Origin of the sequence: Cystobacter fuscus (assembly GCF_002305875.1) — a bacterium.
Lineage (GTDB): Bacteria > Myxococcota > Myxococcia > Myxococcales > Myxococcaceae > Cystobacter > Cystobacter fuscus_A.
Map to the genome: position 1 here is coordinate 2,246,611 of NZ_CP022098.1, position 17,728 is coordinate 2,264,338.

The 17,728-nt window shown below is 67.8% G+C and carries 11 protein-coding genes; 2 read left to right on the forward strand and 9 right to left on the reverse strand.

Going from position 1 to position 17,728, the window contains the following annotated elements; genetic code table 11:
• Nucleotides 1–171: 171 nt before the first annotated feature.
• The 9 genes from CYFUS_RS09375 to CYFUS_RS09415 all read right to left on the reverse strand — a co-directional run bounded on the left by CYFUS_RS09375 (nt 172) and on the right by CYFUS_RS09415 (nt 16,279).
• Entirely contained in the window at nt 172–5,682 is a 5,511-nt protein-coding gene (locus tag CYFUS_RS09375; protein ID WP_095984910.1) for a caspase family protein, read from the reverse strand.
• Nucleotides 5,683–5,896: 214 nt separating this feature from the next.
• A complete protein-coding gene (locus CYFUS_RS09380) occupies nt 5,897–6,325 on the reverse strand; it encodes a hypothetical protein (RefSeq protein WP_157758353.1) in 429 nt (142 codons plus the stop codon).
• A gap of 128 nt (nt 6,326–6,453) precedes the next feature.
• A complete protein-coding gene (locus tag CYFUS_RS09385) occupies nt 6,454–8,661 on the reverse strand; it encodes an HET-C-related protein (protein ID WP_232537467.1) in 2,208 nt (735 codons plus the stop codon).
• Between the two features lie 567 nt (nt 8,662–9,228).
• Nucleotides 9,229–9,912, reverse strand: a complete 684-nt coding sequence (pdeM, locus tag CYFUS_RS09390) for a ligase-associated DNA damage response endonuclease PdeM (RefSeq protein ID WP_095984913.1) — start codon at nt 9,910–9,912, stop codon at nt 9,229–9,231.
• Entirely contained in the window at nt 9,882–12,407 is a 2,526-nt protein-coding gene (locus CYFUS_RS09395; RefSeq protein ID WP_232537468.1) for a ligase-associated DNA damage response DEXH box helicase, read from the reverse strand. The genes pdeM and CYFUS_RS09395 overlap by 31 nt, the downstream gene beginning before the upstream one ends.
• Nucleotides 12,394–13,989 (reverse strand): ATP-dependent DNA ligase, encoded by a 1,596-nt coding sequence (locus tag CYFUS_RS09400; RefSeq protein WP_095984914.1) that lies wholly within the window; start codon nt 13,987–13,989, stop codon nt 12,394–12,396. The genes CYFUS_RS09395 and CYFUS_RS09400 overlap by 14 nt, the downstream gene beginning before the upstream one ends.
• A gap of 5 nt (nt 13,990–13,994) precedes the next feature.
• Entirely contained in the window at nt 13,995–15,014 is a 1,020-nt protein-coding gene (locus CYFUS_RS09405) for a ligase-associated DNA damage response exonuclease (RefSeq protein WP_095991899.1), read from the reverse strand.
• 99 nt (nt 15,015–15,113) lie between these two features.
• Nucleotides 15,114–15,365, reverse strand: a complete 252-nt coding sequence (locus CYFUS_RS09410; RefSeq protein ID WP_095984915.1) for a hypothetical protein — start codon at nt 15,363–15,365, stop codon at nt 15,114–15,116.
• Between the two features lie 146 nt (nt 15,366–15,511).
• Nucleotides 15,512–16,279 carry an ROK family protein gene (locus tag CYFUS_RS09415; protein ID WP_095984916.1) on the reverse strand — a complete coding sequence of 256 codons (768 nt, stop codon included), beginning with the start codon at nt 16,277–16,279 and terminating at the stop codon, nt 15,512–15,514.
• 249 nt (nt 16,280–16,528) lie between these two features.
• On the opposite strand from CYFUS_RS09415, the gene CYFUS_RS09420 reads away from it, so the two are divergent.
• Both CYFUS_RS09420 and CYFUS_RS09425 read left to right on the forward strand, forming a co-directional pair.
• Entirely contained in the window at nt 16,529–17,026 is a 498-nt protein-coding gene (locus CYFUS_RS09420) for a 6-pyruvoyl trahydropterin synthase family protein (protein ID WP_095984917.1), read from the forward strand.
• The gene (locus tag CYFUS_RS09425) at nt 17,019–17,726 is read left to right on the forward strand and encodes an SDR family oxidoreductase (protein ID WP_095984918.1); all 708 of its coding nucleotides are present in this window, start codon (nt 17,019–17,021) and stop codon (nt 17,724–17,726) included. The genes CYFUS_RS09420 and CYFUS_RS09425 overlap by 8 nt, the downstream gene beginning before the upstream one ends.
• The last annotated feature ends 2 nt before the right edge of the window (nt 17,727–17,728 follow it).

A 17,728-nucleotide genomic window follows, 5' to 3' on the forward strand; every position in this document is an offset into this window, starting at 1 on the left:
CCTCGGGGGAGGATGGCACCAGCACTCCTGAGCGTATGCCGCTCCAGGATGGGCTCGGCGAGTGGAAGTGCTCTCACTCGTGGGTGCTTCCCGGGTGCATGCTCGCCGTGGTACCGGGCACGGCGCCTCCCGGGAAGGGACGGGACGCCTGGAGATTCGTGAGGACGGGACTCAGGGCGCTCGGCCGTGCTCCCGCTCGCAGCGCTCATAAGCGGCGCGTGCCGTGGTGGCATCCTCGAGCAGGTATTCCTCCCGCTCCAGGGCGGTGAGGCAGGCCGTGGTGGCCGTCTTGAAGTACTCGCGCAGGGGCTCGGGCCGCAGGGGCCAGATGCGAACCAGTCCATCTCCGCACGCCGTGATGACACGCGTCCCATCCTGTGTGGTCAGTGCGTGGAGGCTGGTGGATATATCCAGACGCTCTTCATGCCGCAGGACGAGGGGCGCTCTCTGTCCATTCAGAGGCCAGAGGCGGGCAGTGGCATCGTCGGAGACGGTGAGGACATGCGTGCCATCGGGAGTGAAGTCTGCGGAGATCAATGGGCCCGTGTGTCCTTCGAGGATGATTGGCTCGCCGGTGCCGTCCGTCTTCCATAGCCGGGCCCTTCCATCGGTGGAGGCGGTGAGGATGAGGGATCCATCCGGGCTGAAGGTGGCGGAGGCCAATCCACTGGTGGATCCACTGAAGTCGCGCGGTTGTTTTGTCGTGTCGTTGGTGAGCCAGAGGCGGGCCTTTCCATCGGTGGAGGCAACGAGGATGTAGGCCCCATCGGGGCTGAAGGTGGCGGAAGTCGCGGTCCCCTCATGCCCATTGAGGAGTTGAGGTGGCTCTTCCCCGTTGACGCGCCAGATGCGCACCGTGTGATCGTTCGCACCGGTGACGATGAGGGTACCGTTGGGGTTGAAGGTGGCGGCTGTCACCACGCCCTTGTGGCCCTTGAGAGGGAAGGGATCATCCTTCGCGCTGTAGGTGTGCCAGAGGCGAACGACTGGGCCGTCTGATGTGGTGAGGATGCGAGAGCCGTCGGGACTGAAGATGGCGGAGGTCACCTCATTATTCTTGTTGACCTGGATGACGCGAGATGGCTGCCACATTTCCCGCGCGTTCCACAGGCGTATGAAGCCGTCGTCCGATGCGGTGAGGATGAGGGAGCCGTTGGGGCTGAACGTGGCCGAATTCACGGTGTCCTTGTGACCTTGGAGGATACCCAGCCGCTGACCCGTGCCGTCGGTGCTGAAGAGGTGAACGGTGCCATCCAAGGCGGAGGTGAGGATGCGGTTTCCGTCGGGGCTGAGGGCCGCGGGCATGTTCGAGTCCGTCTGGGTGAAGAAGAACGGTGTGCCTTGGCCCTGGATGCGCCAGAGGCGAGCGGTTCTGTCCTCCGAGTTGGTGAGGATGAGGGAGCCATCGGGGCTGAACGTGGCCGAGTTCACCCACTCCGTGTGGCCCGAGAGTGTGATGGGTTTTTCCATGCCATCGGTGCGCCATAGGCGGGCGGTGCCGTCCGCGGAGGCGGTGAGGATGAGAGCGCCATCGGGGCTGAACGTGGCCGAACTCACCCAATCCGCATGGCCCGAGAGGATGCGTGGCTCTTGCTGACCGTTGACATCCCAGAGGCGAGCGGTGCCGTCCGCGGAGGCGGTGAGGATGAGAGCGCCATCGGGGCTGAACGTGGCCGTATTTACATATGCTGAATGGCCACTGAAGACGCGCGCCATCGTCCCGTCAATGCGCCAGAGCCGGGCGGTGTGGTCGGCTGAAGACGTGAGAATGTAGGCACCGTCGGGACTGAAACTGGCGGAGGTCACCTCGTTCTCATGGCCCTCGAACTTGACGAGCTCCTTTCCTTTCATGTTCCAGAGGCGAGCGGTTTTGTCATTCGAGATGGTGAGGATGCGGTTCCCGTCGGGACTGAAACTGGCGGAGGTCACAGCGTCCTCATGGCCCTTGAGCTTGGCGAGCTCATTTCCTTTCACATCCCAGAGGTGAGCGGTTCCGTCATCTGAAGTGGTGAGGATGCGGTTTCCGTCGGGGCTGAAGATGGCGGAATACATTGACGACTTCCCATGACCCTTGAAGGTGTGGATGCTCTGGGTTGTGTCCGTGACGCTCCAGAGGCGAGCGGTCTTATCGTCCGAGACAGTGAGGACGAGGGAGCCGTCGGGGCTGAAGACGGCGGAGTTCACCGATTCACGATGTCCTTTGAGGATGCGTGGCTCACCTGTTCCGTCGGTACGCCAGAGACGAGCCGTGCCATCCGACGAGGCAGTGATGACGTGAGAGCCATCGGGACTGAGCTGGGCCGTTCCGACATCGTCCGTGTGTCCGATGAATACGGACTGACTGATGATGTGGTGGCTGACCTGCAAGGCGGATTGCAACCATTCGTTGTTCGACGCCTCGTCCTGGCTATACACCTCGCGCAGAACCAACAGCGCCTGGGTCGGGTTCTTGTCGATGAGGGCCCTTACACGTGACAGCCGGGCGTTGACCTGTACCAACTCCTGCTGCTTGCGTGCTTCAAGGGCATTCTTCTCGGCGATTTCCTGCTGAGCGCGTGCTCTCAAGGCATTGGCCTCGGAGAGATCCTTCTGGATCAGGACCTCACGGGCATTGGCCTCGGCGGTCCGCTGCTGTTCGAGTGCTTTCTGGGCATTGGTCTCAGCGAGTTGCTGCTGTTCGAGTGCTTTCTGGGCATTGACTTCGGCGGTCCGCTGCTGCCGCTGGGCCTCTCGCGCATTCGCTTCGGCGTTCTCCTGCTGCCGCTGAGCCTCCCGCGCATTGGCCTCGGCCGCCTCCTGTTGTCTGCGCGCTTCCCGGGCATTGGACTCGGAGGAGTTCCTCTGGGAGAGGGCTTCCCGGGCGTTGAGTTCGGCGAGGTACTGCTGCTCGCGCGCTCTCTGTGCATTTTCCTCGGCGAGTTCCCGCTGCCGCTGGGCCTCGCGGGCATTGGCTTCGGCGAGGCGCTTCTGGGCCAGGGCCTCGTGGGCATTGGCTTCGGCGAGGCGCTTCTGGGTCAGGGCCTCGCGGGCATTGGCCTCGGCGCGGTATTGCTGCTCGAGTGCCTCGCGGGCATGGCGCTCGGAGGACTCCCGTTGTCGTTGCGCCTCCGCGAAGTTGCTCACGGCGGCGGCCTCCTGCCGCCGCGCCTCCTCGGCGAGGCGCTCGGCGTTCTCCTTCTGCTCGTGCGCCTCCCTCGCGCTGGACTCGGCGTCTTCCTTGCGTCGCTGGGCCTCCCGGGCACTGGCCTCGGCTTCTTCGGCCTTGAGCTGGGCCCTGTTGGCCTGGATGAGCGCCACCACGGTGAGCAGCACGAGGGCGATGCTCACCGTGAGCGCGACCGAAGAGCGGCGGGCGCGCAGAACGCGTCGGCGCGCCGCGCTGGCCCGGAGGAAGCCACTCTCGGTGGCGTTGAAGACCAGCGGCTCGGTGGGCTGGCTCCCGGGTGACACGTTGCCCAGGGCCAGCGGCAGGGCCGCGCGGCGCAGGGCCATGGGCGCGAGGCCCAGTTGCTCCAGCCGTCCATCCGCCCAGAGGAAGTCGCTGTCCTGTCCGTGCCGGTGCCACTCGGACGCGGCATGGGAGACGCGACGCAGCGACAACAACTCGCGCCTCGCCTGGAGCGCCCAGTCATGGAGCCGGGGCCAGGCGGTGAGCAGCGCATCGTGCGCGGGCTCGACGCAGGGGCCGCCGTCATCACTGGCCACCACGAGGCGGCAAGCCTCTAGCGTGCGCAGGGCCCGCTGGACGCGGGCATTCTCCTCCGGGTGGGTGTATTCCAGCTCGGCGCGGGGCACCCTGCGGCGCGCCAATCCCCCTTCCTCGGGAGACACCATGCGCAGCAGCACGTTGCGCAGCGTGTGCTGGAAGGCGGGCAGTTCCCCCGGGCGTGGGAGTGGTGGGAGGGTTTGTCCATCGGACGCGGGTGGCGGCGTGCCGGCGAAGACGAGTTCGGCCCGGCGCTGGAGCGCGCCCGCGATGCCACCGCCAATGCTCCGGTAGTCCTCGAAGGAGAGCGTGCGATCCTCCCGGCCACTGGCGAGGCAGGCGTCGAACAACTCGCTGAGGGCCACCGAGAGCAGGGGCAGGGCCCCGGGCATTTGATCGACGTCATCCAGCAGGCGCTCGACGAGCCCCGGCTCGAAGAAGAGGACACAGCTCTCCGCGGGCTTCTCGATGCACTGCCGCAGCTCGTCCCGGTTCATGGGGGGCAGTGGAATGCGGCCTTCGTGCCAGCGCGCGGAAGTCACTCCAGAGGGCGAGAGCAGGGAGTGAAAGTGGGGCTCGAAGTCCGAGCGCAGCAACCACAACATCCGCAGCCGAGGGTGGGAGAGCTGGAGCAGCGCACCCAGTGCCTGGAGGAAGGCCCGGCGCGTGGCGTCGTCGGGGCAGGTGGTGACGAGCTCCTCGAGGGGATCGACGACGAGCAGGATCGACAGATCCTCATGGCGGTTGAGAAAGGAGAGGACGCACGCGGCGGCGGCGTGGGGATTGGCGGCGAGGCGCGTGGCCGAGGGCACGGAGGGGCCGGGCTCCAGCGATGTGAGCCAGGTGGACAACGCGTGGAGCGGCTGGGCGGAAGGTCGCAGGGAGCGGGGAACACGCCAGGTGGGGTCGTCGCACAGCCGGGGCAGGAGACCCGCGTGGACGGCGCTGGACTTGCCCACGCCGGAAGGGCCGCACAGCAGCAACAGGGGTTGGACGCGCAGGTGCCCGAGCAGTGAATCCACGAGGCGCTCGCGGCCGAAGAACAGGTGGCGGTGGGCCGAGGCGAAGGGTCTCAATCCCAGGTAGGGATTGGAGTGCCGGGAGAGTGGTGCCGCCAGGGGCAGCGTGGGGAAGGTGTCCGAGAGGAGGAAGAGGAACTCGCCACTGTCATGCCAATCCAGGGGCCAGAGGGCGGGGGTCTGTTGGTAGTGGGCGGGCAGCAGGTCGATCAGCCTGTCACGCAGGAAGGTGTAGAGCTCGGAGGCGGTGATCAGACCGTCCTGGTTGGCGTCCGCGGGGGAGGGGTACTGGAGGGCCTGGAGCAGTGCCAGGGCGAAGGGTGAGTGGTGCCCATCTCCGAGCGATTCCTGGGAGGGTTTGGCCAGGAGCCTGTCGGATGCGAGTTCGTCGTGGGCAGTGGAGGCGAGGAGCTGGAAGGAGCGGCGGGAAGAGAAGTGCCGGAAGCGCTCGAGGAAGAGGGGCGCGGGCAAGGAGGGCGCGCGAAGGTCTCGCGAGGAGGAGTGGGGGAAGGCCCCGGCGAAGCAGCAGTCGAGGATGAGCAGCAGATGGCGGCAGGGCAGGTCGCGCAGTGCCTCGCGGAGCGCGTCCATGGGCCAGTAGGAAGAGGGGTCGTCCCGGCGGGCATCGGCCGGCAGCAGGAAACCCGAGAGGCGGTGGTGCTCGTCGGTGTGCGCCAGCCCATGTCCGGCGAAGTAGATCAGGAGCCTGTCCGGGGGCGGTTGGAGGGAGGAGAGATGCTGGGTAAGGAGGGTGGTGAGGGCAGAGAGGGACGCTTGGTCGTCGAGGAGGCGGACGACCTCGAAGCCCTGGCGCTCCAGCGTGTCCGCGACGGAGCTGGCGTCTCGGACGGCATTGGAGAGGGGTGGGACGCCGTGAGTGTAGGTATTGATGCCAATGACAATCGCCAGACCGTTCTCGAGGTCTGGCCGGGAGATGTCGAAGGTGGAGGGTCTCATTGGCCGACACAACAACCCACGGTCTCACTGGGAGTCCATGGGCGCTTCCGTCCATGGAATTCGCGGACTTGCTCCCTCGTAGGACCACGAGACCCGTGCCACGGCTCCAGGCATGGACTGACGGGCCGCCTGCCCGATAAGCGCGGTCAGGAGACGGGGAGCGTGGATGTTGGTTGGGGGACTGGCGGCACTCGCGCCTTGGAGCGGGACAGGTTTATTTGTCCAGGCCGAAGGACGTGAGCGAGTGGTCGTGGCCGTAGTCGAGCCGCACGTAGAAGTCTCCTACGTGGTAGCTGTACACCCCGCTCATGTAGTCGCGGTCGAAGGAGACTCCCTTCTTGTCCCGGTTGATCTCATTGAGCGTGGACCTAGTGGTGATGGCGGCACCATCCACGAGGAGTCGGCCCGAGAAGGTCTTGCGTGGCCAGAATTCGGGCTCTCCCTGGGTGAGGGTGGAGTGCCGCGCGCGGCCCAGCAGGACCATGAATGACTCGGGCCCGGGAATCTGGGCATCCTGGTCGTAGAGGAAGACTCCCAGTTCGTCCCAGGTGAGGATGCCTTGCTGTTCCCGGCTGGGTGGACCGAGCACCTGCCTCCAGTGTTGGGTTTGCTCCCAAGAGAGGATCTGGCCGTTGTAGCGCACGGTGCTTCCCTCCACCGTGAGGAGCGGTTGTGTGGAGGTTCCAGGCGGGGGGGAAGGGGCAGATGCGGGCTCTCGACAACCTCCCAGCAGCAGGAACAGGACGCCCGCTCGGGTCCACGAGAAGGTTCTCATGGGCGACCCCTTCCCATGAGGATTCGGGCCCGATCCATCATCGTCCGCAGGTGCTGGGAGGACTCCTTCGTCCACTCCGCCGCCCAGCTTTTCGAGCCCATGCTCGCGATGGCTGCCCGATGGCCGGGAATCCATACCTGCACGTGGCCGCGCATCCATCCGGCGTTGCCATGGGGATCGATGAGGGCGGGGTGCAGGAAATAGCGGGAGGCGGTGAGGACCACGTCGTCCGCGGTGGCCTCACCGTTCCAAGCCTTCTGGATGACCTTACCCACGTCCAGCACGGCTCCCGCCGCCAGGTTGGCCGCGAGGGCGTGCAGCGGATGGTCATCATGGTCCTTGGCCAGTTGCGTGTGCGTCGGGTTGGTGCTCGATGGATCGCTCAGGAAGGCCGTTTGCGCATCGTCGATGAGGCTGGCCACGAAGTGGATGCTGCCTCCCATGGTGGCCTTGGCGGAGCGCAGCACCATGCCTATCGTCTCGCAACTCAGGGTAGCGATGGTGGGGTGGGCCTTTTCCAGCTTGTGTAGTCGCTCCAGCAGGCCGCCCATCATGTCTCGGACCTCAGTATAGCCCTGATCCTCCAGGAGGATCAGGGCGATCTTCGTTCCCGAGGTCATCTCGCCCGCGATGCACTCGCTCACCTTCTGCATCGACTCGGCGATGCCCAGGGTGAGGCTCGCCAGGGTGTCCAGTCCGCCGAATTGTCCGCTGGTCAGGGGAAGGGAGGAGGCATCACCCGCCTTGGCGCCCTGAGCGGGCACCCAGGGTTCCACCCACGCTCCGAGATGGATGAGCATCAGCTCCACGAAGTTCGTGTGGCTGAAGAAGTCTTCCAGGGTGTGTAACGCGTGGCCGAAGTGCCGGTAGCCCGCGTTCGATCGGCCCAGCTTCACGGCCGTGCGCAGCTGGGTGCTCATGTAGTGGAAGGCGCTATAGGGCGCTTCCTGAACTTGGCCTGCCTTGACGCCGGGAATCTGGATGAGGCCGGGCGAGTCTTGACTGGTGAAGATGTAGCTGCGGCCATCGTGGGTCTTCTTCCGGCAGCCCACCTTCGTGTACAGCTGCCGGGATACCTCGTCCTTGACGTCGGTGCCGAAGTTGAAGCGCGCCAGTTCCTGCCACGTGAGTCCATGGGAGCGGGCGATGCTGTCCAGCGTATCCCCGTCCTTCACGCGGTGGGTGCGCGACGCTCGGCCTCCGGAGATGCTCCCGGTGCGGATGAAGTTCTTCATCCGTAGGGAGTTGATGGCCAGTTCCTCGGCGCGGCATGCGCCACGGAAGGCGGGATCAATGGCGCGGGCGTCCGTGATGCCATTCGGATTGTCGATGTGCTCCTCATTGCGGTAGACGCCCAGCCGTTGGGTGTCCACCCGGAACACGGGCTCATTCAAGTACTTCTCGTTGCCGAACTTCTCTCGAGCAATGACGTCCACGATGCGCGTGATGGTTTCTCGGGAGAGTCCCGTGGTGACCGGGGCTCCTTTTTTGCGGACCAACTTGGGATCGACGAGCTGCGAGTGATCGCGCAGCCAGTTGCCAAAGTAGACGGCCCTGCGCTCCTTGAGGCGGAACCCCGCGTCTTCCAACGCATCCTCGATGGACTCGTGTCCGTAGGAGCCTGCACGTCCGGAACCGCGTCCCGCGCCGAAGTACTCCAGGTTGTCCGAGCGGGAGTCCTCCCACTGCTCCGGAGCACTCACGAAGCGCTGGACTGCCTCCGTCATCTCCGCGAACTCCACGCCCAGGTTCGCCGTTCCCTCGGCCATGGTGTATTGGGCGAATTCGCGGCGCCGCTGTCCCCGGTTGTAGCCGAAGTCGATGAGGGCATAGGCCATCCGGGCTCCTTCGTCCAGGAGCGCATCCCCTCCAACGGAGGAGTAGTGCGTGCGCAGCAATTGATCCAGGTGGTGGCCGAATTCCTCGATGAGACACACGAGCAGCTTCCAGGCCTCGTTGTTGTCGCTCCGTGCTCGGAGCACCAATTCACGCGAGACGAGAATGGATCGGCTTTGGCCATGGTAGGCGGCCGGGTGTCCGTCGAGTTCGTCGCGAACGATGATGAGCTGCGGCTGGGGCAGGGATCCGTCGAGCACGGCGGCGCGCAATCGCTGGATGGCGGTCCGAGGAATGTCCTCGCCGAAGATCAACCGCAACCATGACAGCAACTCGTCCGATGTCGTGGATGTGATCAGCGAGTGCATTTCCTCCAGAGCGATGGTGCTCTGGAGTGTTTCCCCTTTCACCGCGACCCAGGTCGATACGAGGGAGGAGACTCGTGAGGGCTTCGCTCGGGGACGAGGCCTCTCCTGATTTCGCCTGAAGAGCGGGATGGAGTTCGGTGCCGAGGGATCGCGTGGAGGGGGAGAGATCGCCGGATATGACGGGAGCGCGGTTTGGGGGCGGGTGGGAGGAGCCTCCTGCGGAATGGCCAACACCTGTCCAATCCATAGCAGACGGGCGTCTTGGATGCGGTTGGCGGCGACGAGCGACTCCACCGTGGTGTGGTAGTCGAGTGCCAGCCTGGAAAGAGTATCCCCCGCGCGGACCCGGTGTGTCCGAGGCGTCAGCCCCGGTGACGGTGGGCGATTGGACACGCCGCGCGGAAACTCGTCCGGCACCGCGGGAGTTCCGTACATCGCGGAATGCTTTCGTGGATCCGCGACCATGGATGAACCCCCCTCGTGTGCATACCTGGGCGCAACGACCTGCCCCGCCACTCTGCAAGGCGGCATGCTGAAGGGCAAGCGCTGACGGGCCGCGAGAGCGGGTCAGCTCCACGACCGGCGCGCGGAGTGTGCGGGAGGTAACTCCACCACGGCGTCCTCCGCGATGACGAAGAGCCGCTCTCCCGCCCCGGCTCGCATGTCCAGGCCACCCGTGAAGGCGCTGAAGGCGGGCAGCACCCCGACCTGGGGACCCAGGTGGAAGCACGGCAGGCGCAGCCGGTCCGCCCCCGTGCTCAGCCGCACCGTGGGGTGCAGGTGGCCCGCGCAGACATAGCGCCCCGGCACGGGCTCTGGATGGTGGGCGAAGCGGAAGGGCCCCTCGTCCAGGTGCGACTCCACCAGCCGCATGCGCCACGAGGGTGGCAGCGCCTCCAGGTGCCGGTCATGGTTGCCGCGTACCAACACCAACTCCACGTCGTGGCCCTCGCGCCAGGCCGCCACGCGCTCCACCACGTCCGCCGTGAGTCCCCGGCGCGAGTGGATGAGATCCCCCACGAGCAGCACCCGCCGCGCCCCCGTGGTATGCAGCGCGGCGGACAGCCTCGCCAGGTCGTCCTCCAGCACTCCCGTGGGCAGGGGAATGCCGTGCTGGTGGAAGCTCTCCGGCTTGCCCCAGTGCAGATCCGCCACCGCGAGCACGCCCGCCTCGGGCCAGTACAGGGCGCGCTCGGGGCGCAGCTCCACCTCGGTGCCGCCTAGGCGGACAGGGAGTCCTCTCGCAGCCATTTTTCCTTCATGCGCTGTACCCGGTCCAACAGCGTCTCGTTGGACAGCGTGGCGCCCATGCGCTCGACGACGAGCGGAAAGGCCAACGGCGTGGGCCGTGGCACGTGGACACATTCCAGCGGCGTGCGCTCCAGCCGCTCCAGGGTGCTCACCAGCCGCACCTGCTCGAAGTGCTGCTCCAACACCTCCCGCCTCGCCTGGGCGAGCAGCATGTGGTCCGGCTCGTAGCGCGCGAAGACGTCATAGAGCAGGCCCGTGCTCGCCTGTATCTGCCGGGTGGACTTGCGCGCCCCGGGCAGGCCCGGCATCACCAGCCCCGCCACCCGCGCCACGTCGCGGAACTGCCGCCGTGCCAGCTCGCCCAGGTTGACGCTCTCCAGGATGTCCTCCACCAGCCGCTCGCGCGTGAAGAGCGCGGGACGCAGCGCCTCCTCGAAGGGAAAGGGCGAGGGGCTCAGCAGCTCCAATCCATAGTCATTCACCGCGAGGCTGAAGGTGGCCTTCTGGAGCCGCGTGAGGCGCAGGGCGAGCAGCGCCGCGAGCCCCTCGTGCACCAGCCGCCCCTCGAAGGGATAGAGGAACAGGTGGTGGCCCTCGCGCGTGCGGCACAGCTCCACGAGGCAGGCGTCCTGCGCGGGCACCCGAGACAGCCGGGCCTGGGCGTCCAACACGGGCCGAGCCGCTCGCAGCTCCGCGGCGTCCAGGTGGCCCTCGCGCACGGCGTGGAAGGTGCGGCGCACGGCGGCGGCGAGCGAGCCCGACAAGGGCAGGCGGCCCCCGCTCCATCGGGGCGTGGCCGAGGCGCGCTGCTTCGCGGCCTTCACGTAGGCGGTGAGATCCTTCATCCGGCTGAACTCCAGCCGCTTGCCCGCGAAGAGGAAGGTGTCTCCCGGTCGCAGCCGGCTCACGAAGGACTCCTCCACCGTGCCGATCCGCCCGCCCGTCCAGTAGCGCAGCTCCACCGTGGCGTCCGAGGCGATGGTGCCCACGTTGAGCCGGTGCAGCCTCGCCACGCGCGCGTCCGCCACCACGTAGCGATCCTCCACGCGCCGCACCCGGTGGAACTGCGGATAGGCGCGAAGCGTGGGGCCTCCCTCCGTCACGAGCAGCAGGGCGCGGTCGAAGTCCTCCTCGCTCAAATCGCAGTAGGCGAGCGTGTCGCGCACCTCGGAGAGCAGGGCCTCGCGGACGAAGCCACCGCCGAGCGCGCAGGTGACGAGGTGCTGGGCGAGCACGTCGAGCGGCTGGCGCAGGGGCGCGCGGGGTTCCACCTCCCGGTGCGCCAGCGCGTCGCGGGCGGCCGCCATCTCCACCAACTCCAGCGCGTGCGTGGGGATGAAGAGCAGGTGCGCGGTGGCTCCAGGGCGGTGGGCGCTGCGGCCCGCGCGTTGGAGCGTGCGGGAGATGCCCTTGGGGCTGCCAATCTGCACCACGCGCTCCACCGGGCCGAAGTCCACCCCCAGGTCGAGCGACGACGTGCAGACCACGAGCCGTACGCTCCCGTCCTTGAGCCCCCGCTCCACGGCCTCGCGCGAGTCCCGGTCGATGGAGCCGTGGTGCAGGGCGAGCACTCCCTCCCACTCGGGGCGGAGGAAGCGCAGCCCCTCGTACCAGCGCTCCGCCTGGGAGCGCGTGTTGGTGAAGAGCAGCGTGGGGTGTGCCGGGTCCAGCCAGTCCGACACCTTGCGCAGCATGGTCATGCCGAGGTGGCCCGCCCACGGAAAGGCATCCACGCTGTCCGGCAGGAGCGTCTCCATGTGCACGGGCCGCTCGAGCCCCGCGCTCACGAAGCTCGGCGTGGCGTTCGGGCCTACGGCGGCGCGCGCGGCCTCGTCGAGGTTGGCCAGCGTGGCCGACAGCGCCCAGGTACGCATCCCCGGCGCGAAGCGGCGCAGTCGCGCGAGCGCGAGCTCCACCTGCGTGCCCCGCTTGGTGCCCAGCAACTCGTGCCACTCGTCCACGATGACGCAGCGCAGGGGCGCGAAGAGTTCGTGCGCGCGCTCGTGGCACAGCAGGAGCGAGAGGGACTCGGGCGTGGTGATGAGCACCTCGGGCAGCCGGTCCTTCTGCTTGCGACGGATGCCGCTGGAGGTATCTCCCGTACGGCTCTCCACCGTGATGTCGGCGTCGAAGGCGGACAGGGGCGCCAGGAGCGCGAGCTCGATGTCCCGCGACACCGCGCGCAGTGGCGTGATGTAGAGGATCTGCAAGCCCTTCTCACGGCGTTCGGCCACCTCGGTGAGCGGGCCGATATAGGCGGCATAGGTCTTCCCCGCGCCCGTGGGCACGTGGATGAGGCCGCTCTCTCCTCGCGCATACGCCGCCCAGGCCTCGCGCTGGAAGGGGAAGGGCGTCCACCCGCGCGACTCGAACCAGGCGTCCACTCCCAGCGCGTGCGCCTCGGGAGAGGGAGGTGGCGCAACCTTGCGCACCGCGCGCTTCCGGGGCGTGGCCGTGCGCGGAGAGCTGGTGCGCGCGCGCCTAGGTGGGGGCATGGATCAGCTCCTTGAGCTGGTCGAGCGAGTCCGCGTCCTTGGGGGCCTTGTCCGAGCGCCACCGGGCGATGCGTGGAAAGCGCAGGGCCACGCCGGACTTGTGCCGGGGCGAGGCGGCGATGCCCTCGAAGTGCAGCTCGAACACCTGGGCGGGTTCCACCGAGCGCACCGGGCCGAACTTCTCCTTCGTATGGGCGCGGATCCACCGGTCGAGCCGGGAGATCTCCTCGTCCGTCAGGCCCGAGTACGCCTTGGCCACGGGCAGCAGCTCCTCGCCCTTCCACACCGCGAACGTGTAGTCGGTGTACAGGGCGGCGCGCTTGCCATGGCCGGGGTGCGCGTAGAGCAGCACCGCGTCCACGGTGAACGGATCGATCTTCCACTTCCACCAGTCTCCGCGCTTGCGCCCATGCTGGTAGGGAGACTCCAGCCGCTTGATCATGAAGCCCTCCACGTTGCGCTCGCGCGACTCGCGGCGGGCCTGGGCCAACTCCTCCCACGTGTCCGCGGGGACGCGTGGGGAGATGGGGAACCGGGGCTTGTCGCGCAGCAGCGCCTCGAGCCGTGCCCGGCGCTCGCGCAGGGGCAGCGGGCGCAGGTCCTCTCCCTTCTCCTCGAGCAGGTCGTACGCCATGAAGACCGCGGGTGCCTCGGCGAGCACCTTGGCGGTGAGCTTCTGCCGGCCGATGCGCCGCTGCAGGCGGGCGAAGGGCAGGGGTTTGCCATCCTCGTAGGCGAGGATCTCCCCGTCGAGCACCGTGCCCGGAGGCAGGCTCGCCGCCGCCTTGGCGATCTCCGGATAGCGCTCGGTGACCAGCTCCTCGCCGCGGCTCCACAGGTAGATGCCGCCCTGGCGGTGGATGAGCTGGCCCCGGATGCCATCCCACTTCCACTCGACCATCCACTCCGAGCGGTCTCCGAGGCCCTCCACCGGCTGCTCCAGGGGGCTGGCCAGATAGAAGGGGTAGGGGCGCGAGCGGTCCCCGTCGGACACGTCCGGGGCGATGAGCTGCTCGAAGAAGGCGCGGCTCGGGGCCCAGGTGCCCATGAGCCGGTGGGACACGGCGGCCGGGGGCAGCCCGGCGTACTGCGCCAGCGCGCGCACCACGAGCGTGTCCGAGACACCCACGCGCAGCTCGCCGGTGAGCATCTTGTTGAAGACGAACAGCTCGCGGCGCGGCAGCGTGTGCCACCAGCCGGTGATGCGCTCGCGCTGCTCCGGCAGGGCCAGTCCGCCGAGTGGCAGGATGCGCTCCTCCATCCAGCGCGACAGGGGCAGCTCCTCGGTCACCTGGGGCTGTTCGGCCGAGTCGAGCAGGAGCGCGATGATCTCCGCGAGATCTCCCACCGAGGCGTAGGCCTCGTCGAAGAGCCACTCGGGGGTGTCGCTCAGCTCGCGTGCCCACTGCTTGAGGGCCTTGGAGGGCACGAGCCGCTTGATGCGGCGGCCGGTGAGGAAGAACAGCCCCCAGGCGGCGTCCTCGGGGGGCGTCCGCCGGAAGTAGTCCACGAGCGCGTCGACCTTGGCGTTGGTGGAGGTGGTGGAGTCGAGTGCCTCGTAGAGATCCACGAGCCGGCGCATGGGATTCAATCCTCCGCTTCGCCCTCGAAGGGCGTGGCCAGGGGGGCGGCGTCGATGCCGAGGTTCTCGCGCAGGTAGCGCGAGAGGGTGTCGCTGGAGCCGTGGGTGGCGAGCACGCGCGAGGCGCCCGTCTCCTTCGCCGTGCGCAGCAGCCCCGGCCAGTCCGCGTGGTCGGAGAGGACGAAGCCCCGGTCATAGCCGCGGCGGCGCCGGTTGCCGCGCACCCGCATCCACCCCGAGGCGAAGCCCGTCTCGTGCTCGCCGAAGCGGCGCATCCACGTGGAGCCCGCGGAGCTGGGCGGTGCCAGCACGAGCGCTCCCGCGTAGGACGTGCCCTTCTCCGCCTCGGACACGGGGCGCGTGGGCAGCATGGGGACACTGGCCTCGCGGTAGAGTTCCACGAGCGCGTGCGTGGCCCCGTGCACGAACACCTCGCGATCCGTGACGCGGGCCAGCTCCGCGAGCAGCCGCTGCGCCTTGCCCAGCGCGTAGCAGAAGAGGACCGAGGCCCGGCCCGCCTCGCGGTTGGCGTCCCACCAGTGCAGCACCTCCTCGGCCACGCGCCGCGTGTCGTCCCAGCGGTAGATGGGCAGCCCGAAGGTGGCCTCGGTGATGAAGGTGTCGCAGGGCACCACCTCGAAGGGCTGGCACGTGGGGTCCGCGTCGCGCTTGTAGTCGCCGGAGACGACCCAGACCTCGTCCTTGTATTCCAGACGGATCTGCGCGCTGCCCAGCACGTGTCCCGCCGGGTGGAAGCTCACCGTCACGCCGCCGAGGGTGAGGCACTCCCCGTAGTCGAGCGTGGTGATGTCCGCGTCCGCGCCCAGGCGCTTGCGGAGCAGGCCCCGCGAGGGGCGGGTGCCCAGGTACTGCTGACTGCCCCAGCGGGCGTGGTCGCCGTGCGCGTGGGTGATGAGGGTGCGGCTCACGGGCCGCCAGGCATCGATATGGAAATCCCCCTGGGGGCAGTAGAGCCCCTCGGGGGTCACCGTGACGAGCGGCTGTCGGGTCGCGGAACGGGCCATGAGCATCCAGCTCCTGGAGATAACGGCCGCGCACGGACGCGGCGTTGGAAGGGACGTCTTCGCGATGGCCTTGCCCCCCGCCTGCCTGGAGGGCTCCCGTTACCTCTTCTTCTTCGGCTTGCCGCGTCCGCCGTGCTTGTCGAACTCATCCGACAAGCCGCGCTCCAGACTGGTGTCGTGCCACGGCGGGCCCACCTCGGAACGCTGGCCGCCATTCTGTTCCGTGATGTCGTTGAGATGCTCGGCCCGGCCCTCGGCGGGAACACGGTCGCCGTGCTCCTCGGGATCCTTCTGTTTGGCCGGGTCCAAGGGGATGCCCATCCTGCGGTTGAGGTATTCCTTCTCGTCCATGACGTCGCTCCCTTGGTGAGAACCCGCTCGCGCTCCCGGGAGGGGAGGCGCGTGTTCTCCCAAGGTGTGCATCGGATGGAGAGGGTGCCGCACCGCGCCTTCCCGCATGGGCCGCTGGGAGGGCGGGCGAGGTGCCGAGCGGATGCTCAGCGCTGCCGGGGCTCGTCCTTCCAGAGCGCGAAGCCCCCCAGCAGTCCGGCGATGTTCTCGGTGATCTTCACGTTGGGGGGCAGCTTGATGTCGAGCAGGCGCGCATTGCCTCCGCCGACGTAGATCTGCCGTGGGTTCCAGATGGGTTGGATCTGCTGGAGCACCCGCTCCACGTGCTTGTTCCACTTCTTCTTGCCCACGCGCTCCAGCGCGGCCTGGCCCACGTAGTCCTCGTACGTCTTGCCTCCGTGGAAGGGGTGGTGGGCCAGCTCCAGGTTGGGCACGTACTTGCCGTCGATGTACAGGGCACAGCCCATGCCCGTGCCCAGGGTGAGGACCATCTCCAGGCCCTTGCCCTCGATGACCCCGAAGCCTTGCACCCCGGCGTCGTTGAGCACGCGCACGGGGCGCTTCGTGAGTTGGTGCAGGGCCTCGGCGAGGTTGAAGCCCGTCCAATCGGGATGGAGGTTGTGCGCGCTCTTCGTCACGCCTTCCTCCACCACGCCCGGAAAGCCCACGGACACGCGCTCGAAGGCTCCCAGGGGTTTGATGAGCTTCTCGAGCGCGCGCAGCACCGCCTTGGGGGTGGCGGGCTTGGGCGTCTTGACCCGCCGCCGCTCGTCGAGCGCCGTTCCCTCGGGTCCGAGGACGAGCGCCTTGAGTCCCGAGCCGCCAATGTCGATGGCCAGGGTGCGCGGCCCGGTGGCATGGGTCTCACGGACGGTCTTCTTGCGCGGGCTGGGCTGGGGAGCTTTCTGGGACATCCATCCTCCGGAGGGTGGAGCGTCAGTGTACAAGCGGATGCCGGTGCCGCGTGGATTCCGGTGATGCTGGTCGTGGGCTTCGTGCTGGGCCGTGTCACGGCGGGGTGCCCGAGGGGAGCGGCCCTTGTCGAGGTCCTCCAACCCCCGCCATGACCGTGACCGCCATGGCACGCAACCTACCATCGCGGCCGGTCACGCCCGGTGCGTTGAGATGGTGGGATCTTCATGGTAAGGCCAACGGTTTGCGCCATGGCACGCACGACGACGATTGAGCTGCACAAAGAAGACATGAAGTTCGCCGCGGGGCACTTCACCATCTTCTCCGCGACGCACCGCGAGAACATGCACGGCCACAACTTCGCCGTCTTCGTCTCGCTGACGGGCGAGGTGCTCGACAATGGGATGCTCGCCGACTACGACATCTTCAAGCGGATGGCGCTCGAGCAGTGCCGCGCCTGGAACGAGACCTTCATGCTGCCGGCCCACTCGCGCCACCTCCAGGTGGAGCGGGATGCGCGCGGAGACGTGATCGCGCGCTTCAATGGCGAGGAGCTGCGCTTCCTCTCGCGGGACGTGACGATCCTGCCCGTGGAGAACGTGTCGCTCGAGGAGCTGTCGCGTCTCTTCGGCGAGAAGCTGGTGGGCGATGGCGAGCTGATGCGGACCAGCCGCATCTCGCGCGTGGTGGTGAAGTGCTCCTCCGAGCCCGGCCAGAACTGCTCCTGGGAGTGGAACAGCCATGGCTGATTGGGCGATCATCACCGGCGCCAGCCGGGGCATTGGCCGCGCGGCCGCCGTGCGCTTCCTCCAGGCGGGCTGGCGGGTGATGAATGTCTCGCGCCGACCCTGTCCGGAGCCGGGCGTGGTGAACGTGCTCGCGGATCTCTCCACGCCGGGGTGGGAGGCCACCTTTACCCCGGCCCTGTCCACGGCACTGGGCTCCTCCCCGGGCCGGGTCTGCCTGGTGCACAACGCGGCCCTCTATGGCCATGACGATGCCCTGTCGCTCGACGCGGAGCACCTGCGGCGGGTGCTGGAGGTCAACGTCGTCGCTCCCGCGACGCTCAACCGCCTCGTGCGCGGTTACCTCACCGACGGCTCTTCCATCCTCTATGTGGGGTCCACGCTGTCGGAGAAGGCGGTGCGAGGCGCGGCCTCGTATGTGACGTCCAAGCACGCGCTCGCGGGCCTCATGCGCTCCACCTGCCAGGATCTCGTGGGCACCCGCGTGCACACCGTCTGCGTCTGCCCGGGTTTCACGGACACCGAGATGATGCGCGAGAACGTGGGCGACAGCGAGGCGGCCCGCGCCAACACGGCGGCGAGGATGACCTACGGCCGGCTCATTGCTCCGGAGGAGATCGCCGACGTGCTCCTGCGGTGCGCCGAGATGCCCGTCTTCAACGGCGCGGTGCTCCACGCCAACCTCGGGCAGATCGAGACCTGAGG